The organism is Streptomyces griseiscabiei (assembly GCF_020010925.1).
GTDB lineage: Bacteria > Actinomycetota > Actinomycetes > Streptomycetales > Streptomycetaceae > Streptomyces > Streptomyces griseiscabiei.
Genome location: NZ_JAGJBZ010000002.1, coordinates 2,054,756 through 2,078,923 on the forward strand (window position 1 = coordinate 2,054,756; position 24,168 = coordinate 2,078,923).

Annotated in this window: 23 protein-coding genes; 9 read left to right on the forward strand and 14 right to left on the reverse strand. The window is 71.4% G+C overall.

From position 1 onward, the window contains the following. Positions 1-44: 44 nt before the first annotated feature. Positions 45-1,064 carry a carbohydrate kinase family protein gene (locus J8M51_RS26250; protein WP_216589741.1) on the reverse strand — a complete coding sequence of 340 codons (1,020 nt, stop codon included), beginning with the start codon at positions 1,062-1,064 and terminating at the stop codon, positions 45-47. 160 nt (positions 1,065-1,224) lie between these two features. Between J8M51_RS26250 and J8M51_RS26255 the strand changes: the two genes are divergently transcribed. The 4 genes from J8M51_RS26255 (at position 1,225) to J8M51_RS26270 (ending at position 7,638) form a co-directional block, all read left to right on the forward strand. Next, positions 1,225-1,974, forward strand: coding sequence for a DeoR/GlpR family DNA-binding transcription regulator (locus tag J8M51_RS26255; RefSeq protein WP_086764327.1), 750 nt, complete (start codon positions 1,225-1,227; stop codon positions 1,972-1,974). Positions 1,975-2,067: 93 nt separating this feature from the next. Continuing rightward, positions 2,068-3,408, forward strand: a complete 1,341-nt coding sequence (locus J8M51_RS26260) for a 6-phospho-beta-glucosidase (RefSeq protein ID WP_086764325.1) — start codon at positions 2,068-2,070, stop codon at positions 3,406-3,408. A gap of 151 nt (positions 3,409-3,559) precedes the next feature. Beyond that, complete coding sequence (locus tag J8M51_RS26265; RefSeq protein ID WP_267299523.1) at positions 3,560-6,613, forward strand: alpha-mannosidase; 3,054 nt, start codon at positions 3,560-3,562, stop codon at positions 6,611-6,613. A 158-nt stretch (positions 6,614-6,771) separates the two neighbouring features. Then, positions 6,772-7,638 carry a sulfotransferase family protein gene (locus J8M51_RS26270; protein WP_179203521.1) on the forward strand — a complete coding sequence of 289 codons (867 nt, stop codon included), beginning with the start codon at positions 6,772-6,774 and terminating at the stop codon, positions 7,636-7,638. A 210-nt stretch (positions 7,639-7,848) separates the two neighbouring features. Here J8M51_RS26270 and J8M51_RS26275 read toward each other — a convergent pair whose 3' ends face one another. Beyond that, positions 7,849-8,988, reverse strand: a complete 1,140-nt coding sequence (locus tag J8M51_RS26275; protein WP_086764553.1) for an ATP-grasp domain-containing protein — start codon at positions 8,986-8,988, stop codon at positions 7,849-7,851. Between the two features lie 263 nt (positions 8,989-9,251). Between J8M51_RS26275 and J8M51_RS26280 the strand changes: the two genes are divergently transcribed. Genes J8M51_RS26280 through J8M51_RS26290 form a run of 3 tightly spaced genes read left to right on the forward strand, consistent with a single transcriptional unit; the run spans position 9,252 to position 11,819 of the window. Continuing rightward, complete coding sequence (locus J8M51_RS26280) at positions 9,252-10,190, forward strand: metallophosphoesterase family protein (protein ID WP_398856895.1); 939 nt, start codon at positions 9,252-9,254, stop codon at positions 10,188-10,190. Continuing rightward, positions 10,135-10,821: a 4'-phosphopantetheinyl transferase family protein gene (locus J8M51_RS26285; RefSeq protein ID WP_086764547.1), complete on the forward strand. Its 687-nt coding sequence runs from the start codon at positions 10,135-10,137 to the stop codon at positions 10,819-10,821. The genes J8M51_RS26280 and J8M51_RS26285 overlap by 56 nt, the downstream gene beginning before the upstream one ends. Positions 10,822-10,847: 26 nt before the next feature. Then, on the forward strand, positions 10,848-11,819 hold the full coding sequence (locus tag J8M51_RS26290) for a polyprenyl synthetase family protein (RefSeq protein ID WP_086764544.1): 972 nt from the start codon (positions 10,848-10,850) through the stop codon (positions 11,817-11,819). Positions 11,820-12,047: 228 nt separating this feature from the next. Here J8M51_RS26290 and J8M51_RS26295 read toward each other — a convergent pair whose 3' ends face one another. From J8M51_RS26295 to J8M51_RS26315, 5 genes are all read right to left on the reverse strand, one after another. Then, a complete protein-coding gene (locus J8M51_RS26295; protein WP_086764541.1) occupies positions 12,048-12,275 on the reverse strand; it encodes a hypothetical protein in 228 nt (75 codons plus the stop codon). 128 nt (positions 12,276-12,403) lie between these two features. Continuing rightward, entirely contained in the window at positions 12,404-13,831 is a 1,428-nt protein-coding gene (locus tag J8M51_RS26300; protein WP_086764539.1) for an FAD-dependent monooxygenase, read from the reverse strand. After that, on the reverse strand, positions 13,815-15,023 hold the full coding sequence (locus J8M51_RS26305) for an MAB_1171c family putative transporter (protein WP_216589732.1): 1,209 nt from the start codon (positions 15,021-15,023) through the stop codon (positions 13,815-13,817). Before J8M51_RS26305 ends, J8M51_RS26300 begins: the two co-directional genes overlap by 17 nt. 45 nt (positions 15,024-15,068) lie before the next feature. Beyond that, on the reverse strand, positions 15,069-15,614 hold the full coding sequence (locus J8M51_RS26310) for a toxin-antitoxin system, toxin component (protein WP_086755843.1): 546 nt from the start codon (positions 15,612-15,614) through the stop codon (positions 15,069-15,071). Positions 15,615-15,646: 32 nt separating this feature from the next. Further along, complete coding sequence (locus J8M51_RS26315; RefSeq protein ID WP_086755842.1) at positions 15,647-16,303, reverse strand: helix-turn-helix domain-containing protein; 657 nt, start codon at positions 16,301-16,303, stop codon at positions 15,647-15,649. A gap of 274 nt (positions 16,304-16,577) precedes the next feature. Here J8M51_RS26315 and J8M51_RS26320 point away from each other — a divergent pair, with 274 nt between their 5' ends. After that, complete coding sequence (locus J8M51_RS26320; protein WP_086755841.1) at positions 16,578-17,261, forward strand: MmyB family transcriptional regulator; 684 nt, start codon at positions 16,578-16,580, stop codon at positions 17,259-17,261. 52 nt (positions 17,262-17,313) lie between these two features. On the opposite strand, the gene J8M51_RS26325 is transcribed toward J8M51_RS26320, so the two are convergent. Genes J8M51_RS26325 through J8M51_RS26340 form a run of 4 tightly spaced genes read right to left on the reverse strand, consistent with a single transcriptional unit; the run spans position 17,314 to position 20,691 of the window. After that, positions 17,314-18,135 carry an ABC transporter ATP-binding protein gene (locus J8M51_RS26325; protein ID WP_086755846.1) on the reverse strand — a complete coding sequence of 274 codons (822 nt, stop codon included), beginning with the start codon at positions 18,133-18,135 and terminating at the stop codon, positions 17,314-17,316. Positions 18,136-18,161: 26 nt separating this feature from the next. Further along, positions 18,162-18,938, reverse strand: a complete 777-nt coding sequence (locus J8M51_RS26330; RefSeq protein ID WP_086755840.1) for an ABC transporter permease — start codon at positions 18,936-18,938, stop codon at positions 18,162-18,164. Next, positions 18,935-19,708 carry an ABC transporter permease gene (locus J8M51_RS26335; RefSeq protein WP_086755845.1) on the reverse strand — a complete coding sequence of 258 codons (774 nt, stop codon included), beginning with the start codon at positions 19,706-19,708 and terminating at the stop codon, positions 18,935-18,937. Before J8M51_RS26335 ends, J8M51_RS26330 begins: the two co-directional genes overlap by 4 nt. Before the next feature lie 14 nt (positions 19,709-19,722). Continuing rightward, positions 19,723-20,691 (reverse strand): ABC transporter substrate-binding protein, encoded by a 969-nt coding sequence (locus J8M51_RS26340; RefSeq protein WP_086755839.1) that lies wholly within the window; start codon positions 20,689-20,691, stop codon positions 19,723-19,725. 271 nt (positions 20,692-20,962) lie between these two features. Between J8M51_RS26340 and J8M51_RS26345 the strand changes: the two genes are divergently transcribed. After that, positions 20,963-21,823, forward strand: a complete 861-nt coding sequence (locus J8M51_RS26345; protein WP_086755838.1) for an IclR family transcriptional regulator domain-containing protein — start codon at positions 20,963-20,965, stop codon at positions 21,821-21,823. Here J8M51_RS26345 and J8M51_RS26350 read toward each other — a convergent pair. From J8M51_RS26350 to J8M51_RS26360, 3 genes are read right to left on the reverse strand one after another with little or no spacing between them, the layout of a single operon-like run. Then, positions 21,800-22,789, reverse strand: coding sequence for a PDR/VanB family oxidoreductase (locus tag J8M51_RS26350; RefSeq protein ID WP_086755837.1), 990 nt, complete (start codon positions 22,787-22,789; stop codon positions 21,800-21,802). The two genes, J8M51_RS26345 and J8M51_RS26350, sit on opposite strands and share 24 nt — an antisense overlap. Next, a complete protein-coding gene (locus J8M51_RS26355; protein WP_086755836.1) occupies positions 22,786-22,968 on the reverse strand; it encodes a hypothetical protein in 183 nt (60 codons plus the stop codon). Before J8M51_RS26355 ends, J8M51_RS26350 begins: the two co-directional genes overlap by 4 nt. Further along, positions 22,965-24,029, reverse strand: coding sequence for an aromatic ring-hydroxylating dioxygenase subunit alpha (locus tag J8M51_RS26360; protein ID WP_086755835.1), 1,065 nt, complete (start codon positions 24,027-24,029; stop codon positions 22,965-22,967). Before J8M51_RS26360 ends, J8M51_RS26355 begins: the two co-directional genes overlap by 4 nt. Positions 24,030-24,168 lie beyond the last annotated feature (139 nt).

The window sequence follows — 24,168 nt, forward strand, 5'->3', positions numbered from 1 at the left end:
TGTTGTTCCTGTTCGTGGTACTTCGGGGCTGTGGTGCGGGGGGTCTAGTGGGGCCGGGCGGGCGGGGTGACCGGGGCGTGGCGCACCGGTGGTCCGACGTCGGCGGGGATGCGGTCCGCGAGGAAGCCGTACGCCTTCCGCAGACCGGGGTCGGTCAGCGAGCGCCACCAGCGGTCGACGCCGTACCAGCCGGGCGCGGCCAGGCCTCCGCCGTGGTGGCCCACGGAGAGTCCGGCGGCGAGGACGGCGAACCGCAGCCGCTCCGCCAGCGGCCAGCCGCCGAGGGAGGCGGCGACGAAGCTCGCGCCGAAGACGTCGCCGGCGCCCGTCGCGTCGAGCACGTCGACGTCCAGGGCCGGGACCTCCGCGTACTCGCCGGTCGTCTGGTCCACCGCGACCGCGCCCTCGCCGCCGCGGGTGACCACGGCCACCGGCACCAGCTCGCTGAGCGTGCCGAGCGCGGCGACCGCGCTGTCGGTGCGGGTGTACGCCATCGCCTCGGTCTCGTTGGGGAGGAAGGCGTGGCACAGGGCGAGTTGGTCGAGCAGGTCGCGGGACCAGCGCTGGGTGGGGTCCCAGCCGACGTCGGCGTAGATGTGCGTGCCGTTCGCGGCGGCCTTGGCGAGCCACTCGCGCGGCTCGGCCTCGATGTGCACGAGCGCCGTGCGCGACTCGGGCGGGTCGCCCATGAGCACGTCCTGCGAGTACGGCGGTTCCTGGCCGTGGGTGACCAGGGCCCGGTCGTGGCCGTGTGCCAGGGAGACGGTGACGGGGGTGTGCCAGCCGTCGGCGGTGCGCGAGAGGGAGAGGTCGACGCCCTCCTGGCCGGCGAGGACCTCACGGCAGTACGCGCCGTAGTAGTCGTCGCCGAAGACCGTGGCCAGGGAGGTCCGCAGGCCGAAACGGGCGGCGGCGACCGCCAGGTTGGCGATGCCGCCCGGGCCGCAGCCCATGCCGTCGGTCCAGATCTCCTCGCCGGGGGTGGGCGGCTTTCCCAGCCCCGTGAGCACGAGGTCGTAGAAGAGCAGCCCGGTCAGCAGCACGTCGGGCCGGTCGTCGTCCACGCGCGCACCCTCTCGTCGAGACATGCGAAGCCCTTCGAAGATCACTCTTCAAAAGTCTTCAATTTCGGTGCACAGATCGTGCGCGCCTCCGGGAAGTTTGGCAAGAGTCGAGCAGAAGTGAGCATGGATTTGATTGGGAATGACGAGTACTGTTCAGCGCGTGCTGGCAGAGCGACGACACCAACTCATCCTGCGGGCCCTGAGATCAGGGGGTCCGGCGGCAGTCACCGACCTGTCCGAACAGCTCGGTGTGAGCCCCGCCACCATCCGGCGTGACCTCGTCCGGCTGGAGGAGGAGGGGCTGCTCACCCGTGTGCACGGCGGCGCCGTCGTCGACGAGGGGGATCAGCCCTTCGCCGAGGTCGCCGAGGTACGGGTGGCCGAGAAGGACGCGATAGCGGCGAAGGCCGCCTCGATGGTCCACGACGGCCAGTCCGTGCTCCTCGACATCGGGACCACCGCCTTCCGGCTGGCCCGGCAGCTGCACGGCCGCCGGCTCACCGTGATCACCAGCAATCTGGTGGTCTACGAGGAGCTGGCCGACGACGAGGGCATCGAACTGGTGCTGCTCGGCGGCATGGTCCGCCGTGAGTACCGTTCCCTCGTCGGCTTCCTCACCGAGGACAACCTCCGTCAACTGCACGCCGACTGGCTCTTCCTCGGTACGAGTGGAGTGCGCCCCGGCGGACAGGTGATGGACACGACCGTCGTCGAGGTCCCCGTCAAACGCGCGATGATCAGGGCGAGCGACAAGGTCGTCCTGCTCGCCGACTCCGCGAAGTTCCCCGGCACGGGCATGGCGAAGGTCTGCGGACCCGGGGAACTCGACGTGGTCGTGACCAACGGGTCGGTGGACGCGGGCACCCGGTCGTCGTTCGAGGACGCGGGGGTCGAAGTGGTCACCGTATGACCGCCCCCGGAAGGGGAGGACTGACACGTGTCGGACGGTCCGCAGGGTCCGCACGGCCCGCACACATGCACGATCGGCAAAGGTGGTAGTTGAGTGAAGCTGACGATTCTGGGCGGCGGAGGATTCCGTGTGCCCCTCGTGTACGGGGCGCTCCTCGGGGACCGCGCCGAGGGCCGGGTCACCCATGTCGTCCTGCACGACCTGGACGCCGAACGGCTCTCCGCCGTCACCCGGGTCCTCGCCGAGCAGGCCGCGAGCGTCCCGGGCGCCCCCGAGGTGGCCGCCACCACCGACCTCGACGAGGCCATCACCGGCGCCGACTTCATCTTCTCCGCGATCCGCGTCGGCGGCCTGGAGGGCCGCGCGAACGACGAGCGGGTGGCCCTCGACGAGGGCGTCCTCGGGCAGGAGACCGTCGGCGCCGGCGGTGTCGCCTACGGTCTGCGCACGGTCCCCGTCGCCGTGGACATCGCCCGGCGCGTGGCCCGCCTCGCCCCCGACGCCTGGCTCATCAACTTCACCAACCCGGCCGGACTCGTCACCGAGGCCATGTCCCGCCACCTCGGCGACCGTGTGATCGGCATCTGCGACTCACCCGTCGGCCTCGGCCGCCGCATCGCCCGCGTCCTCGGAGCGGCCAAGCCCGCCGAGGCCTGGATCGACTACGTCGGCCTCAACCACCTCGGCTGGGTCCGCGGTCTGCACATCGCCGGCCGCGACGAACTGCCGCGCCTCCTCGCCGACCGCGACCTGCTCGGCTCCTTCGAGGAGGGCAAGCTCTTCGGCGTCGACTGGCTGCAGTCCCTCGGCGCGATCCCCAACGAGTATCTGCACTACTACTACTTCAACCGCGAGGCCGTCCGCGCCTACCAGGCGGTCGACAAGACCCGCGGCGCCTTCCTCAAGGACCAGCAGGCCCACTTCTACGAGGAGATGCGCCGCCCCGACGCCCACGCCCTCAAGGCATGGGACCGCACCCGCGCCGAGCGCGAGGCCACCTACATGTCGGAGAACCGGGAGACGGCCGGCGCCGGCGAACGCGACGCCGACGACCTCTCCGGCGGCTACGAGAAGGTCGCCCTCGCCCTGATGCGGGCCATCGCCCGCGACGAGCGCACCACCCTCATCCTCAACGTCCGCAACAAGGGCACCCTCGCCGCCCTCGACACCGAGGCCGTCATCGAGGTGCCCTGCCTGGTCGACGCCAACGGCGCCCACCCGGTCTCCGTCGCCCCCCTGCCCGACCACGCCACCGGCCTGGTCTGCGCGGTCAAGGCCGTCGAGCGCGAAGTCCTGGCCGCCGCCGAGGCGGGTTCCCGCAACGCCGCGGTGAAGGCCTTCGCCCTGCACCCGCTGGTCGACTCGGTCAACGTCGCACGCCGTCTGGTCGAGGGCTACACGGCCGTGCACCCTGGCCTGGGCTACCTGAAGTAGGCTCCCGCCCAGAAAGCGCTTTCCGACCCGTCCTCCCCTCGCCCCTCCTCCCCTTCCTCTCTTCCCTCCCTCTCTTCCCTCCCTCTCTCCCTTCTTCTCTCCGCCTCTCCCTCTCCACCCGCTACTGCACCGCCCTCTCTGGAGACCTCACATGCATGACGAACGCCGCCGGATCGAGGAACGCGTAGAGCGCGTCCACACCCAACGCATCAGGCCCGCGATCTACGCCGCCTCCGCGCCCTTCGAGGTCGAGGCCTGGCAGGCACCGGGCGAGCCGGTCCCCTTCGCGGAGGCCGCCGCCGCCTCGTACACCCCGTTCGCGATGGACACCCCCTGGGGTCCGCCGTGGGGCACCACCTGGTTCCGGATGCGCGGGCAGGTCCCCGCCGCGTGGGCGGGCCGCCGGGTCGAGGCCGTCATCGACCTCGGCTTCGTCGGCGACTGGCCCGGCAACCAGGCCGAGGCCCTGGTCCACCTCGCCGACGGCACGCCGCTGAAGGCGGTCAACCCGCTCAACCAGTACGTGCCGATCGGCAACCCCGTACGCGGTGGTGAGGTGATCGACTACCTGGTCGAGGCGGCCTCCAACCCCGACATCCTCGCCGACAACTTCTCCAAGATCACGCCGATGGGTGACATCCTCACCGCCGGCGACAAGCCCCTCTACACCTTCCGGCGCGCCGACCTCGCCGTCCTCGACGAGGAGGTCTTCCACCTCGACCTGGACCTCCAGGTGCTGCGCGAGCTGATGGTCCACCTCGCCGAGCACGAGCCCCGCCGCCACGAGATCCTGCACGCCCTGGACCGGGCCATGGACGCCGTCGACCTCGACGACGTCTCCGGCAGCGCCACGGCCGTCCGCGAGATCCTCGCCCCGGTCCTCGCCAAGCCCGCCCACGCCAGCGCCCACACCATCTCCGGCGTCGGCCACGCGCACATCGACTCCGCCTGGCTCTGGCCCATCCGCGAGACCAAGCGCAAGACCTCCCGCACCTTCTCCAACGTCACCGCGCTGGCCGACGAGTACGAGGACTTCATCTTCGCCTGCTCCCAGGCCGTGCAGTACGAGTGGGTGCGCGACAACTACCCGCAGGTGTGGGAGCGGATCAAGAAGGCCGTCGACAAGGGCCAGTGGGTCCCGGTCGGCGGTATGTGGGTCGAGTCCGACGGCAATCTGCCGGGCGGCGAGGCCATCGCCCGCCAGCTGGTCCACGGCAAGCGGTTCTTCATCGAGCACTTCGGCATCGAGACCAAGGGCGTCTGGCTGCCGGACTCCTTCGGCTACAACGCCTCCTACCCGCAGCTCGCCAAGCTCGCCGGCAACGACTGGTTCCTCACCCAGAAGATCTCCTGGAACCAGACCAACCGCTTCCCCCACCACACCTTCTGGTGGGAGGGCATCGACGGCACCCGGATCTTCACGCACTTCCCGCCGGTCGACACCTACAACGCCCGCTTCAGCGGCGAGGAGATGGACCGCGCGGTCCGCAACTACCAGGAGAAGGGCGCAGGGAAGCGCTCCCTGGCCCCCTTCGGCTGGGGCGACGGCGGTGGCGGCCCCACCCGCGAGATCATGGAGCGGGCCCGCCGGCTGGCCGACCTCGAAGGCTCCCCGAAGGTCGTCGTCGAACACCCCGACGAGTTCTTCGCCAAGGCCCGCGCCGAGTACGAGGACGCCCCCGTCTGGAACGGCGAGCTGTACCTCGAACTCCACCGCGCCACCTACACCTCCCAGGCCCGCACCAAGCAGGGCAACCGCCGCAGCGAGCACAAGCTGCGCGAGGCGGAGCTGTGGGCGACGACGGCCGCGCTGAACGCGCCGGAGTACACCTACCCCCACGAGAAGCTCGACCGCCTCTGGAAGACGGTCCTCCTCCACCAGTTCCACGACATCCTGCCGGGCTCGTCCATCGCCTGGGTGCACCGCGAGGCCGAGGCCGAGTACGCGCGGGTGGCCAAGGAGCTGGAGGAGCTGACCACCGAGGCCGTCGCGGCGCTCGGCACGGGCGACGCCCGCGTCTTCAACACCAGCCCCCGCGACCGGTCCGAAGTGGTCCGTACGACCGCGGGCGCCCCGGCGTACGTCACCGTCCCCGCGAACGGCAGCGCGCCCCTCACCCCCGCCGAACCCCCGCACCCCGTCACCGTCTCCGGCCGGGTCCTCGACAACGGCCTGGTCCGGGTCGAGATCGCCGAGGACGGCACCCTCGCCTCGGTCCGCGACCTGGTGGCCGACCGCGAGGTCCTCGGTGACAAGGGCAACCTGCTCCGGCTGCACACCGACCTCCCCAACTACTGGGACGCCTGGGACGTCGACAAGCACTACAAGAACCGCTACACGGACCTGCTGGACCCCGAGTCGATCACCGTGGTCGAGGAGGACCCCCTCCTCGGGGCCATCCGCGTCGAGCGCTCGTTCGGCAAGGGCTCCCGCGTCACCCAGACGATCACCCTGCGCGCCGGCAGCCCCCGGATCGACTTCGAGACGGACATCGACTGGCACGAGGCCGAGAAGTTCCTCAAGGCCGGCTTCCCGATCGACGTCCGCGCGGCCCACTCCTCCGCCGAGATCCAGTTCGGCCACATCCAGCGCCCCACCCACACCAACACCAGCTGGGAGGCGGCCCGCTTCGAGGTCTCCGGCCACCGCTGGGTGCACGTCGGCGAACCCGGCTACGGCGTCGCGGTCATCAACGACTCGACGTACGGCCACGACGTCTCCCGCACGGTCCGCGAGGACGGCGGTACGACCACCACGGTCCGCCTCAGCCTGGTCCGCGCCCCGCGCATCCCGGACCCCGAGGCCGACCAGGGCAAGCACCGCATCACCTACTCCCTCCTCCCCGGCGCGAGCATCGAGGACGCGGTCGCCGAGGGCTACGCCCTCAACCTGCCGCTGCGCGTCGCGGACGCGGCGGGAGCGCCCGAGCCGGTCGTCTCCGTGGACGGCGACGGCGTCACCGTCGAGGCGGTCAAGCTCGCCGACGACGGCTCCGGCGATGTCGTGGTCCGGATCTACGAGTCCGGCGGCGGCCGGGCCCGGGGCGTCCTGCGCACCGGCTTCCCGCTCGCCGGCGCCCAGATCACCGACCTGCTGGAGCGCCCGCTGTCGGAGACGGCCACGGAGGGCAACGGCGTCCCGGTGACGCTGCGACCCTTCGAGGTCCAGACGCTGCGGCTGGCGGTTCTTCCCACGAAGAATTAAGGAACCGGTAAATCAGCTGGTCGCGGCGGGCGCGCAGCCCGCCGCGACCACTGTGCTTCTCCTCCACGACACCTCCGGTTCGCCCACTGCCCGTGTGATACGGGGCAACGCGACAGTGCGAAGAAGAGGTGTGAGGTGTCATCGTGCGAGATCCGCGCATGAACGCGATCGGTAAGGGGCTGCGGCGCCGGGGCAGACTGATCGCCGAGGCGGTGAGCCCGCCGCGCAAGCCGCTGAACGCCGTGCCCGCGCCCAGGGCCGACACCGCGCCCGTGGAACCGCCGTACGTGGCACCGCGCGCGTCCCGGCTGGTGGACGCGCCCGTGTTCGTCCTCTCCTCGGTACGCTCCGGCTCGACACTGCTGCGGGTCGTCCTCAACAGCCACAGTCAGATCCGGGCCCCGCACGAGATGCATCTGCGGACCGTGCACGTCCATCTCTCCCGGGACTTCACCGGCGACGCGATGAAGGCGCTGGAACTCGACAAGTCCGAGCTGGAGCATGTGCTGTGGGACCGGATCCTGCACCATGAGCTGACCCGCAGCGGCAAGACGATCATCGTCGACAAGACGCCGCCCAACACGCTCATCTGGCCCCGGCTGCACCGATGTTGGCCGAACGCGCGGTACATCCTGCTGCTGCGGCACCCCGGCGCGGTGGTCCGGTCCCTCACCAGCCGCCGTACCGACCCGGACCATGCCGCGATCCAGGCCGAAGTCCTCTCCTACAGCGAGAAGTTGGAGGAGGCGCGGCGGAATCTTCCCGTCCATGTGATCCGTTACGAGGAGCTGACCGCCGATCCCGAGAAGGTCACCCGGGGTATCTGCGATCACCTGGGCGTTCCCTGGGAGGCCGGGATGCTCGACTACGGCACGAAGGACCACGGCACGTTCCGCCCCCAGCTCGGTGACTGGTCCACCACCATCAAGTCCGGCCGCATCCAGCCGGCCCGCGAGGCGGACCCCACGGCGGAACTCCCGCCCCGGCTGAGCGAACTGGCCGAAGCCTGGGGCTACCCCACCTGAGAGGTACGTCGTCGGCTGCGGGCCCGGTGGAGCTTCTCGCGCAGTTCCCCGCGCCCCTGAAAGAGGCATGCGGCCCTTTCGGGGAAAAGCACGGGGCGCAGCCCCTGCTTTTCAGGGGCGCGGGCAACTGCGCGACCAGCTCCCACCGAACCCGCACGTCCCCACCCACCCCCGCGCGGAGCGCGAAAAGGGGGGCGAGACCCTTCCGGGTCAGACCGCGAGAGGGCGGTCGGCGGTGGCCGGCTTGCAGGCCGTGGACGCCGGAGCGACAGGCAGCGGCAGCGGCTCCGCGGGAACCGCCACCTCGGCCACCTGATGCGGCAAGGTCACCGACCGCACCGGCCGAGGCCCCGACACCACGGTGTAGTCCTGCCCCAGCCGAGCCGGCACCACATCCCCCGTCTCCTCACCGAGGGCCAACCGCACAGCCGCCCACGGCGCGTTGATCCCGCACAGCGCCAGCTGATGCAGCCCACCCGCCGGCCGCGTGTTGACATCCATCAGCACCGGCTCGTCCCCGTACATCCGGAACTGGATGTTCGTCAGATAGTGCAACTGGAACCGCTGCGCGATCAGCCGCGCCGGCTCGATCCACGCCGGATTCAGCGTGAAGCCCCGCCGCCGCCCGTTCTTGGTACGGCCCACGGCCATCCGGACCCGCCCGTCGGGCCCGGTGAGACAGTCGACGGACACCTCCGGCTGCTCCAGCCGTGGCATCACCATCCAGTCGACGGATTCCTCGGCCGACCGCACCGCCTCCACCACCATGTCGAGCTGCACATAGGGGCTCGGGAAGCCGCTGAGGTGCGAGAGCGAGAAGGGGGCGCGTGTCACGACACGGAAGCCCACACCACCCGCCCCGGCCGCCGGCTTGAAGCACGCCTTGTGCCCGGCCTCCTCCAACTCCTCGACCGCGGCGATCAGTTCGTCGGCGTCGGTCACCCGGAACCACGGCGGCACCGGAACCCCGTGCTCCCGGACCGCCTCGTACGCGGTCACCTTGTCCTCGAAGACCTCGATCCCGGCGACGGGCGGCGCCAGCAGCGCCGTACCCACGGCCGCGAACTCCTCGCGGTGCGCGGCCAGCGCGGCCTGGTGCAGCCGGGGCACGAACACATCGATGGAGCGCTTGGCGCACTGGTCGAGCGCGTACTCGACGTACGCGGCGGGGGAGAGGCCCTCGGGCTCCAGATCGGCGGTGTCGGCGGCGGCCAGTACGGGGGAGTCGGCGTCACCGTGCGTTGCGTGGATGTCCACCGGACGAGCCTGCGGATTATGCCGCAGCTGATCCATGAAGAAGACGTTCTCCGCGTACGTGCGGTTGAGCCAGACGCGTACGCGAGAGACCATGCAGGCCGCCTTTCCAGGGTTCGCGGGCACGGCGGAGCAGGCCGTGCCCGGCCAGGGGGGATGGAGGTACGCCGAACCGCCGTACGCGAAAGAGAGGCGTGGCGGTGGTGTAGGACGGATCATACGGCCACCGGAGCCCATGTTTCTGTCACGCGCGTGTTAATCCTTGCGCGGCGGGATCACCGGGGGGCTCACGGGGGCACTGGTGCCAGAGCCCGGCAGGTCGGTCTTGTCCACCGGCGTACCCGTGTGGTCTCGTGTCGATGTTCGGTGTTCCGAAGGGAGTACGGGTGAAGTCGAGGGTCGGCCGGCACGGAAATCTGCTGGCCATCAGTGATCTGCACATCGGCTATCCCGAGAACCGCGCCCTCGTCGAACAGATGCGTCCGCAGACCGAAGGCGACTGGCTCCTCGTGGCCGGTGACGTCTCCGAGACCGTCGCCGACATCCGCTGGGCCCTCACCACACTCGCCGGCCGTTTCGCCAAGGTCGTCTGGGCGCCGGGCAACCACGAGCTGTGGACCCACCCCAGCGAGACCGTCCCGTACAAGGGCGTCGAGCGGTACGAGCATCTCGTCGCCCTCTGCCGGGAGTTGGGCGTCGTCACCCCCGAGGACCCGTACCCCCTCTGGGAGGGACCCGGCGGTCCGGTGGTGGTCGCGCCGCTGTTCCTGTTGTACGACTACTCCTTCCTGCCCAAGGGCTGCGCCACGAAGGAGGAGGGCCTGGAGTACGCGCACGGCACCGGTGTGATCTGCACCGACGAGCATGTGCTGTACCCCGACCCCTACCCGAGCCGCGACGACTGGTGCCGCGCCCGGGTCGCCGAGACCGAACGCAGGCTCGCCGAACTGCCGCCCGACCTGCCCAAGGTGCTGGTCAACCACTACCCGCTGGACCGGCACCCGACGGACGTCCTGACCTACCCCGAGTTCGCCATGTGGTGCGGCACGGACCTGACCGCCGACTGGCACCGGCGTTTCCACGTCGAGGTCATGGTCTACGGCCATCTGCACATTCCGCGGACCACCTGGCTGGACGGGGTCCGCTTCGAAGAGGTGTCCGTGGGTTACCCCCGCGAGTGGCGCCCCCGTCCGGGACCGCCGGGCAGGCTGCGCCGCATTCTGCCGATGGAGGATCAAGCCGGTGATCGAGGAACTGCTTCCGGGAGCGGTCGTGGTCGTGGAGGCGCACGGCCCTGACGCGGCCGACGCCGAGGGGATCGAGCTGTACCCCGAGGAGGAGGCGGTCGTGGCGCGGGCGGTGGCGAAGCGGCGCCGTGAGTTCACCGTCGTCCGGGCCTGCGCCCGGCGGGCCATGGAGAAGCTCGGCGTGCCGCCCCGGCCGATCGTGCCCGGCGAGCGTGGCGCACCGGGCTGGCCGGACGGGCTGACGGGCAGCATGACCCACTGCGAGGGGTTCGCCGCCGCGGCCCTGGTGCGCGCCCGCGACCTCGCCTCCCTCGGCGTCGACGCCGAACCCCACGACGCCCTGCCCGAGGGCGTCCTGACGGCGATCGCCCTCCCCGCGGAGGAGCTCCGGCTGCGCCGTCTGACCGCCGACCACCCCGCGGTCCACTGGGACCGGCTGCTCTTCAGCGCCAAGGAGTCCGTCTACAAGGCGTGGTTCCCGCTCACCGGGCGGTGGCTGGACTTCTCGGAGGCCGACATCGAGGTGACCGTCGACCCCGGCGGCCGCTCCGGCGCCCTGCGCGCCGAACTCCTCGTACCCGGACCGGTGGTGGACGGCCGTCGGGTCGACGCCTTCGACGGACGGTGGACCGTCCGGCAGGGGCTGGTGGCGACGGCGGTATCGGTTCCCTTCCCGACGTAGGACGAGGACGAGGGCGAGGACGCCAGATGAACGCACTGACCTATGTGGAGCTGCACAGACGGATATCGCCGGACATCGACGCGGAGATCTCGGCCGTCCTGGAGGGGCTCGGGCCCTCGGCCGACGCGGTACGGACAGCCATGGCCGGGCTGCTCCGCCATCAGCGGATGAAGTACCCGCTGTCCGTGCTCCCGCCGCTCGTGCACGCGGCCGAGACGGGCGCCCCGGGGCCGGCCGTTGCCCTGTCGGCCGTGCACGTCCTGTGGTGGACCTCCGCCTGCTACCTCGACGACCTGGCCGACGGCCACCGCGCGCACGCCCCCGCCGGACTCGGCCCGGACGAGGCGCTTCTCGCGGCGGTCCTCGGCGGACAGGCCCTGCCCATCAGGGTCGTCCAGTCCCAGCCGGTGCCGGACGCGGTCCGCAACGCGCTCACCGGTGAGATCGTCACCTGCTGGATCGACGCCGTGGAAGGCCAGTTGCGGGATCTGCGCGGCGACATCGCGGGCGCCTCCCGGGACACGGTCCTCGCCGCCTACCGAGGGAAGTCCGGTGCCCCCTTCGGGATGATCACGGCGATGGCCGCGATCCTCTCCGGCGCCGGGGCCGAACGGATCGCGCGGTGGCGGGAGTTCGGCGAGGTCTTCGGACTCCTCTGGCAGCTCTTCAACGACCAGGAGGACCTGCTCTCCGGCCGCGACGAGGACCTGCTCAACGGCACGGCCACCTATCTCCTCGCCTGCGCCCTGGAGGAGACGCCACCCGGATCACGGGCGGGCACCGCGGAACTCGCCGTCGCCGCACGGACCTCCGAAGGCGCCCGCGCCCGGCTCCGCGCGACGCTCCTCGCCCCCGTCGTGCTCCGGCGCTACGAGAAGGACCTCACCGCGCTCCGCGACGACGCCCACCGCGTACTCGGCGAACTGGGCGGCGCCGAGACCTACTTGCCGACCCTGCGCCACCTGATCGACCAGACCGCCCGGATGCGCCTGCCCTAGGGCCTGTCTTCACATTCCCGTCGTCGCCCGAAGGGCGGCCCCGCGGCGTCGTGGGGGTACCTCCCGGTCGAGCGAAGCCGAGAGCGGGGGAGCGTGCATGGCGTCGCGGGGCAGGCGGGAATTTGAAGACAGGCCCTAGCCGCGTCCCGCCGACGGTCCGCCGGGACTTGACGGTCCGCCGGGACTCGGCGGACCGTCAGGACTCCGGCGCCCCGTCGGCGGAACCGCTCACCTCTCCGGGCACCAGCTCCGCAGCAGGCGGAAGAACTCCTCCTCGTTCCCCGACAGTCCCGCCGCGGCCAGTGCCTGCTCCGCCTCGGCGAGTGCGGCGGGCGGCACGACGGGTGGTCGGCGGGACTCGGGCGGCCCGTCGAAGGCCGCTCGTACGGTTCCCAGCAGCCGCAGATAGGCCTGTACGGCGGCGCGCTCGCGGTCGGTCAGTACGGCGGTCGGCATCGAACGGCTCTCCCCTGGTCGGATCGGCGGAACTCCGTGCCGCCCCGGCACACGAGGGGCACCCTCCCAGCTTGCCGCCCACCACTGACAATCCGCCCGCCCCGACGCGCGGATGCCGCCGCCAGGCCCTACCGAGGCGCCGCGCCCAGCACCGTCTCCCGCTCATCGTCCGTCAGGGGTGGCCCGGTCAACGGGGACTTGACGGGGCCGCGGAGCACCGCCAGGACCACGTCCGGCCGGACGAGGGCGCCGATGGGCTCGGTGAGGGTGACCACGCCGAGATACGCCTTGAAGACCAGGGGCCGGCCCAGCGCCGTACGCGTCAGCCGCTCCACATAGCGGCCGAAGAGCCGCCGCGCGGCGTTCGGGCGCTTGCCGATGGCCTCCGGGTAACGGATGTCCGTGCCGGTGGCCAGCTCCCAGGCGAGCGTCACCGGCACCGCCACGGCCTGCTGCACCCGGCGCGCCAGCCCCGGCGCCGACAGCCCGAGGGCGGCGACCCGCTCACGCAGCAGCACGGCGCTCTGCGCGGCGACGGACATGCCGTGGCCGTATATCGGGTTGTACGTGGCGACGGAGTCGCCGATCGCGACGAAGCCTTCGGGCCAGCCGGACACCTTCTCGAAGAAGCGCCGCCGGTTGATCGTGCTGCGGGTGACCACGACATCGGTCAGGGGCTCCGCGCGGGCGATCAGCTCACCCACGACCGGGTGTCTGACGGCGCGCGCGAACGCCTCGAACTCCTCGGCGACGGCGGTCGGCTGGCCTCCCCGGGTGCCCGACAGCGTCACCAGCCAGCGCCCGCCCTCGACGGGTACCAGGGTCGCGCTGCGCCCCGGCACCGGCTGCGAGCCGTCCGGCTGCACATTGACCACCGGGTACTCCTCGGTGCCCGCGGGCGCCCGGAAGAGCCGGGTGGCGTACACGAGCCCCGAGTCGACCTCCTCCATCGGCGCGGGCGCCACCCCGAGCGTGTCGAGCCACGCGGTGCCCCGCGAACCGCGTCCGGCGGCGTCCACCACCAGATCGGCGCCGAGCACCCGCTCCTCCCCGTCGACGGAACGGACCCGCAGCCCCGTCACCCGGGACGCGTCGCCCTCCAGCCCCAGGATCTCGGTGCGGTCGAGCACGGTGACCCCGGGCCCGGCGAGCAACTGCGCGCGGACGACCGACTCCAGCAGATCGCGGCTGCACGCGATCATGAACTCCATCTCGGGCCAGCGCCGGACCCAGCCCTGCGCCGACAGCGAGACCAGACCGGTCGGCAGCGGGATGCGCCGGGCACCCGCCGCCAGCCAGGCGTCCGTGACCCCCGGCAGCAGGTCCTCCATGGCGCGCGCCCCGCCGGACCACAGGAGATGGGCGTGTCGGGCCTGGGGGACACCCTTGCGGGGCTCCGGGCCCTCGGGCAGCGTGTCGCGTTCGACGACGACGACCTCGGCGTGGTCGCGCAGCGCGGCGGCGGCCAGCAGACCGGCCAGGCCCGCGCCGACGACGACGGCGCGCCGGGCGGTCGTGACCGCCGAGTCGTGCGGGCCGCTAACGGGTTCTTTCATGGAAGTCGCTCTCTGACCTGGTCGCGGCGGCCCATTCGCGGGCGGCCGCTACGACGGGTGACTGACGCAGGGCGATGGACATCCTGACGAGGTCACGGGGGTTCTCGGCGGGCGGGGCGGGGGTGTCGGCGGTGGCCGAGTCGATGACCCGGCCCTCCGGATCGTCCTCCTTGGCCCGGACGGCCGCCGTCACCATCGCCGCGTCCGCCTCCGCCCGCGCCTGGACGGGCTCGGAACCCGACGCGACGGCCGCGTCGTAGGCCCTGGCCCGTACCTCGGAGTCGAAGTACGGGTACAGGCTGAGCATGCCGTCGTGGATGTCGGACTCCCGCTGTGTCATCCGGAGCCTGGCAGGGGCCCACCAGGAGATCCGCACCTCGTGGCTCGCCTGGCCCCAGACCGGGCGCAACTCCCGCCACAGCGGGCCGAGCCGACGGTACATGGACCAGATGGTCCACGAGTCGTCGAGGCGCTCCCCGGCCAGCGGCAGACAGAAGCCGACCGCGCCGACCTGGGCGCCGGCGGACGCCAGCAGCGGGGCGACGTCCGTGCTCAGATGGTCCAGGTCGGCGCCCTGCCAGCGGGCGACCACGGCGATCAGTTTGACCGCCGCGAACGGGACGTTGAGCAGGAAGCCGGACGCGATGATCAGCAGCCCGGCGCGCAGCCAGCCACGCACCTGCAGCGCCCAGCGCCAGCACATCACGTTCATCGCGACACCCGCGACGGTGAAACCGACCAGGTAGAGCACGATCATCTCGCGCAGGAACGGGGTGTCGGCGTAGTACGTGTCGAAGTCCCGCACCCGCTCCACGGGCGCCTCGCCGAGCACGAACAGCAGCACGATCGCCGCGCACACCGCGCCGTACCCGGCGATCCAGCGGCGGGAGAGCCTGCGGGTCGTCTCGGGCGGGCCGCCCCGCCAGTTGGTGATCAGCACCAGACAGGAGCCGCTGAACGCGCTCAGCAGGAAGTAGACGACGGGCGCCGAGATGTTGGTGACGCCGGTGACGTGGTTGAGCTGGGTGATCGTCGGCGGTGCGGCGAAACAGAAGACCAGGGCGGCCAGGGTCATCAGCGCGCACACGGACCTGATCAGCGGGTCGCGCCGGTTCCGCAGCAGCGCGGGCGTCTTCGAGGCCAGCGCGATCGTCATCGCGACGGCCGGGATGTAGTAGCTGGGCCCGTCCATGTCCGCCGTGTCTCTGCGTCTCGTGCGTCTCGGAGTTCCGGCCGCTCAGCCCTGCGGCCCGCGGTAGCCCAGCGAGGCCCCGATACGGCCCGCCAGATGGTCGCGGCGCACCGGCCCGCGCAGCGCCGAACCGGCCAGCCACGTACGGCACTTGCTGGCCAGCAGCAGGCCGAAGCTCTCGGCGTCCTGCTCGTCCCTGAGGTCGAAACGGGTACGGGCGGCGACCTTCAGCACGGTCTCCCGCAGTTCGGTGTCCCGCAGATCCGCGTCCCGGCTCAATAAGCGCGCGGCGACCGCCACGCCCTCGACCTGCCGGCCGCAGTGCCCGGCCTGCATGTGCCACAGCTCGTGGCCGAGGATCACCAACTGGTGGTCGGGCGCGGTGCGTTCCTCGATGACGACCAGGTCCTGCTCGGCCATGTCCAGCCACAGCCCGCTGGCCGTGCCCGGCGGGAACGCGGCCGTACGGTAGTGGACGGGCCGGCCGCGGCGTCTGCTCATGGCGTCGCACAGGGCGCCGTAGAGGTCGGCGGGGTCCGCCGGTGCCGGCAGGTCGATCTCGCCGACCAGCTCGCCGCACAGACGGCGCATTTCCTTTCCGATGCTCAACTGATCTCCCCCGGTCAGGACTCGGGCCGCTTGACGCTCTCCAGCAGCATGTCCAGCCACTCCGCCACCTTGTCACGGTGCTGGTCGGTGGGCAGCTGGGCCGCCCGCCAGGCGATGGAGCGCACCCCGTGGTTCTGCAGCAGCCGCTGCAGCGGGTCGTCCACGGCCTCGGCCGCCGCGCGCTCACGGTCGGCGAGCTGCTGGAGGAGCTCCTGCTCGGTCCGCATCAGGGCGCTCGCCAGCGCCTCGGGGTCCTCGGCGGTGAGGAAGCCGGCGTGCACTCTGAAGAAGCGCTGGATGGCGTCGCAGTGCTCCATCGTGGGACGCCGGTCCCCGTTGATCAGGGCACCCGCCTGCTGGCGCGACATCCCGGCGCCGTCGGCGATCTCCTGCTGGGTGTACTTGCGGCCGCCCGGCTTGAGGCGGGTGCGGCGCAGCAGGCCCAGCCGCTGCAGAAAGCGGGCCTGGACGTCCGGTTCACCGGCGCGCTGGCCGCTCAGCAGGGCCTTCACCACCGCCTCCGGCACGCCCGAGGCGACCGAGAGCCGCCGGGAGTCGAAGACCTCCGTGTGCCGTACGCGCAGCTTGTCGGCGAGCGCGGTGACACGGGCCACGACGGCCGGCAGCAGAACCGTCGCCGCGGCGTCCGGAACCTCGAAGCCATCCGTCACCGACAGATCTCCTACGTCTCTCTCAGGCCAATTTCGCGGTACTGCGGAATCCGTGGATCCAAGCCTGGCGCGAGACCCTGGTCCCGGCAAGTACACCGTGAACTGCGGGGAGACTAGCGGTTGGGTCGAACTCACATCCAGGTCTCGCCACAACTGTGGCGAGATTCAGCCGTCAACCGGCGCCAAATGCCACGATAGTTGACACGTCTGAGGCCGGGGCAGCAGGATCAAGGCGCCGCGAGAAGGCCGCATAGGCAAGAGGGGTGACCTCCCGATGGCATATCAGGCAGGAGGGCGGCGGTCGGTACCGCGGCCCGTCCCCGACAGTCTCGAGACCCGGGACGCGCAGGCGTATCTGCAGGACTACGCCGTGCTGCTGGACTCCGTCCTGTTCCCGTCCGCCGTCCTCGACCACCGCTGGGACGTCGTCGTCGCCAACGCCGCGTTCCGGTCGCTGTTCGGCAATGTGGGACCGCATCCGACGGCCATGCCCGACGACAACTTCCTGCGCTTCGTGCTCTTCCACCCGGACGCCGCCACGGTCCTCGGGGACCACGAGTCCAGCTGGTGCCTGCCGATGCTCGCCCATGTCGCCGCCGCGGTGGAGCACCACCCCCAGGACCGGGGCCTGCAGTCCATCCGCCGGGACATCGCCCAGGACCCGATCATGGACGCCGCCTACCGCCACGGCCTTCCGCACTGGCTCCGTACGGTCGGCCCCGCCGCCGGCCGGCACGACGGCGCCGTACGCCCCGTCGTCCACCCGGACCCGCGCTGGGGCGCCACCGACTGCCGGATCGTCGGCGAGACCCCCGACACCCTCCGCGACCTGGGCTACCACCGGATGACTCTCGTCCTGCGCGAGGTGGGCCGCCCGGCCAACCCCGTCCGCAGACCACGGCGCCCCCGGCGGGCCGTCCTCGGCCATCTGAGCGTGGTGCCCTCTCCCGAGCGGTGAGCCGCACCCCCTCCGGTGCCGCCGGCGTTCAGGTCGCCGACGGCACCGGAGGTCAATCCTTGTCCAGGGAGACGTCCCGAGGGACGTCCCGCGGCGCGTCCTGCGGCACCCCGCGTTTGGCCGCCTGGATCTGCTCGTACACATGGGTCCGCAGCTCCGCGAAGCGCGGGGCCACCCGGGTGTGCAGCTGATCCCGCTCGGCGGGCAGATCGATCTTCAGCTGCTCCCGTACGACGGTGGGGGAGGCGGAGAGGACCAGGACCCGCTCGCCCAGATAGACGGCCTCGTCGATGTCATGGGTGACGAACAGGATCGTCATGCCCCGCTCCCGCCACAGGCCCCGCACCAGATCCTCCAGATCGGCACGGGTCTGCGCGTCCACCGCCGCGAACGGCTCGTCCATCAGCAGCACCTGGGGCTCGTACGCCAGCGCGCGGGCGATGGCGACCCGCTGCTGCATCCCGCCCGACAGCTGCCAGGGGTAGGCGCCCGCCGCGTCCGCGAGGCCGACCGATGCGAGCGCGTCGTCGACCAGCCCGCGCCGCCGTTCCTTGCTCAACCTCTTCTGTTTCAGCGGGAGTTCGACGTTGTCGCGGACCCGCATCCAGGGGAACAGGCTGCGCCCGTACTCCTGGAAGACCACCGCCATCCCCGGCGGCGGACCCGCCACCGGCCGTCCCCCGAGCAGGACCTGACCGGCCGTCGGATCCAGCAGCCCGGCCACACACTTCAGCAGGGTCGTCTTGCCGCAGCCCGACGGGCCCACCAGACAGACCAGTTCGCCCGCCTCGACGGTGAAGGTGAGGTCCCGCACCGCCTCCACCCGGCGCCCGGAACCCTCGTAGACCTTCTTCAGGCCCCGTACATCCAGCATGGACCGCCGCTCCTTGTCGAGTCCCACTACGACCGCCGGGATGACGCGCGCACACCGTGGTACCAGCCGAGCACGCGCCGCTCGACCAGCCGGAAAACGACGGACAGCAGAAAGCCGAGCAGACCGAGGACGAGGATGCCGGTCCACATGTCCGGGATCGCGAAACCGCGTTGGAACTGGACGATGGTGTACCCCAGCCCGTTGCTGGACGCGGTCATCTCGCTGATGACCATGAGGATGATGCCGATGGACAGCGCCTGCCGCAGCCCCGCGAAGATCTGCGGGCTCGCCGAGCGCAGCACCACGTTCCGCAGCCGGGCGACGCCGGTGATGCCGTACGACCGGGCCGTCTCGGACAGCACGGGGTCCACCGCGCGGACGCCCTCGACCGTGTTGAGCAGGACCGGCCAGACACAGCCGCTCGCGATCACGGCGATCTTCATCGAGTCGCCGATGCCCGCGAACAGCATGATGACCGGGACGAGGACCGGCGGCGGCACGGCCCGCAGGAACTCCAGGACCGGTTCGCAGACCGCCCGCACCCGCCGGGAGGAGCCGATCACCGTGCCGAGCGCCACCCCGGCGACGGCCGCCAGGGCGTAACCGGCCGACAGCCGCAGCAGGCTGGGCAGCACGTCGGCGCGCAGCCGCTCGGCGGTCCAGACGTCCGGGAAGGCGGTCAGGATCGTGCGCAGCGGCGGCCAGAACACATCGGTGCTGTCCGCCGACGCGAACCACCAGACCGTGACCAGCACGAGCGGCAGTGCGACGGCGAACAGCAGCCGCAGCAGGACCCGGCTCACACCGCCACCTCCCCGCGCACCGACTGGTGCCAGGCCAGCGCCCGCCGCTCCACCGCGCGGGCGCCCACATTGATCAGCAGCCCCAGCAGCCCGGTGACCACCACCAGGGCGTACATCTCCGGCACCGCCTGCGAGGTCTGGGCCACCGCGATGCGCTGGCCCAACCCCGGTGCCCCGATGACCAGTTCGGCGGTCACCGCCAGGATGAGGGCCACGGCGGCGGCCAGCCGGACCCCCGTCATGACGTACGGCAGGGCCGTGGGCCACAGCACGTACCGGACCCGGGCCCAGGGGCCGAGGCCGTAGGAGCGGGCGGTCTCCTCGGCGACCGGGTCGACGTCCTGGACGCCGTACAGGGTCTGGATGAGGATCTGCCAGAAGGACGCGTAGACCACCAGCAGCAGCACCGAGCGCAGTTCGCTGCCGTAGAGCAGGACGGCGAGGGGGATCAGCGCGACCGAGGGGATCGGGCGCAGGAACTCGATCGTGGACGTGGTCGCCTCGCGCAGATACGGGACGACGGCGATGACGACCCCCGTCACGATCCCGGCCGTCACCGCGATCAGCAGGCCCACCGCCCAGCCGGTGAGGGTGTCGCCGAGCGCCGTCCAGAACGCGCCGTCGGCGAGTTCGGCGGCGAGCGCGTCGGCGACCCGGCTCACCGGCGGGAGATAGTCGTCCTCGACGAGGCCGACGCGCGGGGCGGCCTCCCACAGGGCGAGGAACCCGGCGAGCCCGGCCGCGCCGAGGGCGGCGTCGGCACCCCTCACGGCGGCGGCACCCTTCACGGCAGCAGCTTGTCCAGGTCCGGGGCCTTCTCGAACAGGCCGTCCTGCTGCCCCAGTTCGGCCAGCCGCTCGATGGAGGCACGGTCCGGCTCCGCGGGCCAGCGGGGCAGCACGACCGTCTTCAGCAGGCTCTCCGGGATCTTCGTGTACGTGGTGATGATCTCCCGTACCTCGTCCGGGTGTTCGTCGGCGTACGCCAGCGACTCGGCCGTGGCCTCCTGGAACTTCTTCACCAACTCCGGGTTCTTCGCGGCGTACTGCTCGGAGGTGAAGTACATGGCCACGGTGAGGTCCGGGGACACGTCCACGAAGTTCGACGCCAGGACCGTGCCGCCCTGGGACTTGATGGTGGCGAGCGCGGGCTCCACGACACAGGCCGCGTCCACCTGGCCCTTGGCCAGCGCGGCCGGCATCTGGTCGAACGGCATCTCCACGTACTCGACCTTCGACGGGTCGCCGCCGTCCTTTCGGACCGACTCGTTGACCGAGGTGTCGCAGATGTTGCCCAGGGTGTTGGCCGCGACCTTCTTGCCCTCCAGCTCCTTCGCGGACTTCAGCGCGCTGCCCTTCGGCACGGCGATCTCCGCGAAGTCCGCGCCCGGCTTCCCGGTGGAGGCCACCCCGTTCACCACGGCCTTCACCGGCACGTTCTTGGACTGGGCGACCAGCAGGGAGGTCATGTTGCTGAAGCCGAAGTCGAACTGCCCGGAGACGACACCGGGCACGATCGCCGCCCCGCCCTGCGCGAGCGTCGGCTCCAGCTTCAGCCCGCGCTCGCTGTAGAAGCCCTTCTTCTCGCCCAGGTACATCGGGGCGACATCGATGATGGGGATCACGCCCAGCTTGAGCGTGGTGGTCCCGCCGGAGGCCGAACCCCCGCCACCCGAACCGGAGTCGGAGGAACCACAGGCGGTCGCGGCGGTGAACAAGGTGCCGGCCGCGAGGCCGATGAGCAGACGACGCATGACTCCCCCAGACGGGAACGCTCTTCGACGGATGTCCTCGACAGGCTGTGCGCACACCGCACAGAAGTGCTCAGCGGGAAGGTAGAACGCCGTTGGTTGCGGGTCAATGCCCTTGCTGTGCAAGCGCGTTGACAGTTGCGGAAGTGTGCTCCTAGCGTGCGCAGAGCGCACCGCCGTGCGCACGGAGCGCAGCGGGCACGCTTCAGCCGTGCGCATTCCGTGTGCGTTGTGTGTTTCCGTGCGCCGGCCGCGGTGCTTCCTGGAGGCGACGATGCCTGATCGAGACCGGTTCGGCGCAGACCGCGCACCGCACTTCGTCCGGTCCTTCGAGCGGGGCCTCGCGGTCATCCGGGCCTTCGACGCCGAGCACCCCGCGCTGACCCTGAGCGAGGTCGCCCGCACCTGTGAGCTGACCCGGGCCGCCGCCCGCCGCTTCCTGCTCACCCTCGTCGACCTCGGGTACGTCCACACCGACGGCCGGCTGTTCCGGCTGACCCCGCGCGTGCTCGAACTCGGCTACGCCTATCTCGCCGGACTCGCCCTCCCCGACCTCGCCGTACCGCATCTGGAGCGGCTGGTCGCGCAGGTGGGGGAGTCGTCCTCGCTGTGCGTCCTCGACGGCGACGACATCGTGTACGTGGCGCGGGTCAGCGCGTCCCGGATCATGACGGCGACCATCACCGTGGGCACCCGCTTCCCCGCCCAGGTCACCTCGGTCGGCCGGGTGATCCTCGCGCATCTGCCGGACGAGGAGATCGACGCCCGGCTCGCCCGCGTCGTCCCCCATCCCTTCACCCGGCGCACCCTCACCTCCGCCGACCGGCTCAGGGCCGAGCTGCGGCGGATACGACGCCAGGGGTACGCCGTCGTCGACCAGGAACTGGAGGAGGGGCTCCGCTCGGTCGCCGCGCCCGTCCGGGACCGGGACGGCGAAGTGGTGGCCGCCGTGAACATCCCCGTCCACGCCGGCCGCACCTCGGTCGAGTCGGTACGCCGCGACCTGCTGCCCCCACTGCTCGCCACCGTCGCCCGGATCGAGGCCGACCTGTGCGCGACGGGGGCGGCGGCGAGGACGACGACGGGACACGGCACCGCCGTGCGCCCGTCGCTACAGGTCGAGCACCAGCCGTGACCCCTGGCACCGGGAGACACAGATGAGCATGGTCTCCCCGGCCGCGCGCTCCTCGTCGGTGAGCACCGAGTCACGGTGGTCGGGGGTGCCCTCCAGGACGTCCGTCTCGCAGGTCCCGCAGGTGCCCTCCGCGCAGGAGTACAGCACCTCGACCCCGGCCGCCCGCACGGTGTCGAGCACGGAGACCCCGACGGGGACCGTGACGGTCTTCCCCGTACGCTCCAGCACGACCTCGAACTCGCTGTCCGGACCCGTCTCCTGCTCCTTGGGCCGGAACCGCTCGACCCGGAGCGCGGCGCCGGGGCACCGCTCCTCCACCGCGTCGAGCAGCGCGCCGGGCCCGCAGCAGTAGACGAGGGTGTCCTCGGGCAGCCCGTCCAGCACGGACCCGAGGTCCAGCAGCCCCGTCTCGTCCTGCGGGGCGACGGTCACCCGGTCGCCGTACGCGTCCAACTCGGCCCGGAACGCCATGGATTCACGGTTGCGCCCGCCGTACAGCAGGGACCACTCCGCACCCGCCGCCTCGGCCGCGGCCAGCATCGGCAGGATGGGCGTGATGCCGATGCCGCCGGCCACGAACCGGTAGCGGGGCACCGGTTCCAGGGCGAAGTTGTTGCGCGGCCCGCGCACCCGGACCTTGTCGCCCGCCGCCAACTCCGTGTGCACATAGGCCGATCCGCCGCGCCCGTCGGGCTCCCGCAGGACCCCGATGCGCCATGTCGAGCGGTCCGCCGGATCACCGCACAGCGAGTACTGGCGCTCCAGCTCCGGCCCCAGCAGCACATCGATGTGCGCGCCCGGCTCCCAGCCGGGCAGTTCCTCGCCGAGCGGGTGCCGGAGCGTGAGGGCGAGCACGCCGTCGGCGGCGAACTCGCGCCCCTCGACGACGAGTTCGGCCTCGTAGACGGCCGAGGCGGCGGACGCGGGGGCGGACGTGGAGGCGGGGGCGGACGTGGAGGCGGTCATGAGCTGTTCCCTTGCGGCTCGTGTCCCTGGGGGTGGGCGAGCATCCACTCCCACATCTCGATGGGGTCCTGCGCGGTGTGTTCCCGCCCGCAGTGACAGGTCCCGTGCAGGATGTCCGTGCCCGGCAGCCAGTCGATGCGGTAGACCTCGCCGGTCCCGAACGTGGGCGGTGTACTCACTGGACCTGCTCCACCGGCTTCTCGCCCTGCTCGACCAGCCGCGCGAGGATCCGCCGGGCCGCGAGCCCACCGGTGTCGATGTTGATGCTCAGCTCCTGGTAGCCGGTGCGCTCCGAGCCCAGCGTCTTCTGGAGCAGGTTCAGCGCGACGACGTCCTGCATGACGACCGTGTGGTTGTTGCCCTTGAGGAACTCGGTGACCTCGTCGCTCTCGGTGGCCCAGTCCCGGGAGACCATCCAGAAGTCGTACACCTTGCCGTCCGTGGACGGGGTGATCGCGTAGGTGATCTCGGTGTGGAAACCGTTCGGGTCGCTGCCGTCCGCCTCCGGGACCACGCCCACCGGGGCGATCCGGCTGTGCAGCAGATACAGGCACGGGGCGAAGTACTCGATGTCCTGCCAGCGGGTGATCCGGCCCTCGATGCCGGTCGACTTCGCGTAGAACGGCGGGCACTCGGCGTCGTCCATGTGCCGGCTCACCCGCACCACCCCGGCGCCCTCGTCGACCTCGGTGGTGATCGGTGTCTCCGCGACCTCGGGGGTGCCGATGTAGCCGCCGTGCAGATACGTCTCGTGGGAGAGGTCGAGCAGGTTGTCGACGAGGAGCCCGTAGTCGGCGTCGATCGGCTCCATACCGCGTACGGTCGTCCAGCCCGGGGCGGCCAGGTGCTTCGCGCGCGGGATGGTCCCCGCGTCGGCGAGCGCCGGGTCGCCTATCCACACCCAGATCAGCGAATCCTGCTCCACCACCGGGTACGAGGCCACCCGCGCGGTCCGCGGTATCCGCTTCTGCCCCGGCACGTACACACAGGCGCCGGTCGTGTCGTACGTGAAGCCGTGGTACCCGCACACGATCCGGTCCCCGTCCAGCCCGCTCTCCGACAGCGGGTACCGGCGGTGCACACACCGGTCGTGCAGCGCGACCGGCGTGCCCTCCTCCTCGGTCCGGTAGAACACCAGCGGCTCCCCGAGGATCGTCCGGCCGAGCAGCTCCCGCCCGACCTCTTCGGCGTAGGCGGCGACGTACCACTGATTCCTGGCGAAGGCGGTGGTGTGAGGCATGGCGATCCCGTCCCTGAGAACCCTGAGAACCCGGTGTGCGGAGCCGTGTCGCCCCGCGTGCCACCACATTCCTGAGCGGGCCCGGGGTCGGGCAATACCGCTTCCGTCAGACGGAAGGACCGCTTTGCCCGGCCGTGGC

Coding starts and splice junctions, on each gene's coding strand:
- J8M51_RS26265 (WP_267299523.1), top strand. CDS start 3,560: ATGCATGACGAACGCCGCCGGATCGAGGAACGCGTAGAGCGCGTCCAC.
- J8M51_RS26270 (WP_179203521.1), top strand. CDS start 6,772: ATGAACGCGATCGGTAAGGGGCTGCGGCGCCGGGGCAGACTGATCGCC.
- J8M51_RS26275 (WP_086764553.1), bottom strand. CDS start 8,988: ATGGTCTCTCGCGTACGCGTCTGGCTCAACCGCACGTACGCGGAGAAC.
- J8M51_RS26280 (WP_398856895.1), top strand. CDS start 9,252: ATGTTCGGTGTTCCGAAGGGAGTACGGGTGAAGTCGAGGGTCGGCCGG.
- J8M51_RS26290 (WP_086764544.1), top strand. CDS start 10,848: ATGAACGCACTGACCTATGTGGAGCTGCACAGACGGATATCGCCGGAC.
- J8M51_RS26295 (WP_086764541.1), bottom strand. CDS start 12,275: ATGCCGACCGCCGTACTGACCGACCGCGAGCGCGCCGCCGTACAGGCC.
- J8M51_RS26300 (WP_086764539.1), bottom strand. CDS start 13,831: ATGAAAGAACCCGTTAGCGGCCCGCACGACTCGGCGGTCACGACCGCC.
- J8M51_RS26305 (WP_216589732.1), bottom strand. CDS start 15,023: ATGGACGGGCCCAGCTACTACATCCCGGCCGTCGCGATGACGATCGCG.
- J8M51_RS26310 (WP_086755843.1), bottom strand. CDS start 15,614: ATGCGCCGTCTGTGCGGCGAGCTGGTCGGCGAGATCGACCTGCCGGCA.
- J8M51_RS26320 (WP_086755841.1), top strand. CDS start 16,578: ATGGCATATCAGGCAGGAGGGCGGCGGTCGGTACCGCGGCCCGTCCCC.
- J8M51_RS26325 (WP_086755846.1), bottom strand. CDS start 18,135: ATGCTGGATGTACGGGGCCTGAAGAAGGTCTACGAGGGTTCCGGGCGC.
- J8M51_RS26340 (WP_086755839.1), bottom strand. CDS start 20,691: ATGCGTCGTCTGCTCATCGGCCTCGCGGCCGGCACCTTGTTCACCGCC.
- J8M51_RS26345 (WP_086755838.1), top strand. CDS start 20,963: ATGCCTGATCGAGACCGGTTCGGCGCAGACCGCGCACCGCACTTCGTC.
- J8M51_RS26350 (WP_086755837.1), bottom strand. CDS start 22,789: ATGACCGCCTCCACGTCCGCCCCCGCCTCCACGTCCGCCCCCGCGTCC.
- J8M51_RS26360 (WP_086755835.1), bottom strand. CDS start 24,029: ATGCCTCACACCACCGCCTTCGCCAGGAATCAGTGGTACGTCGCCGCC.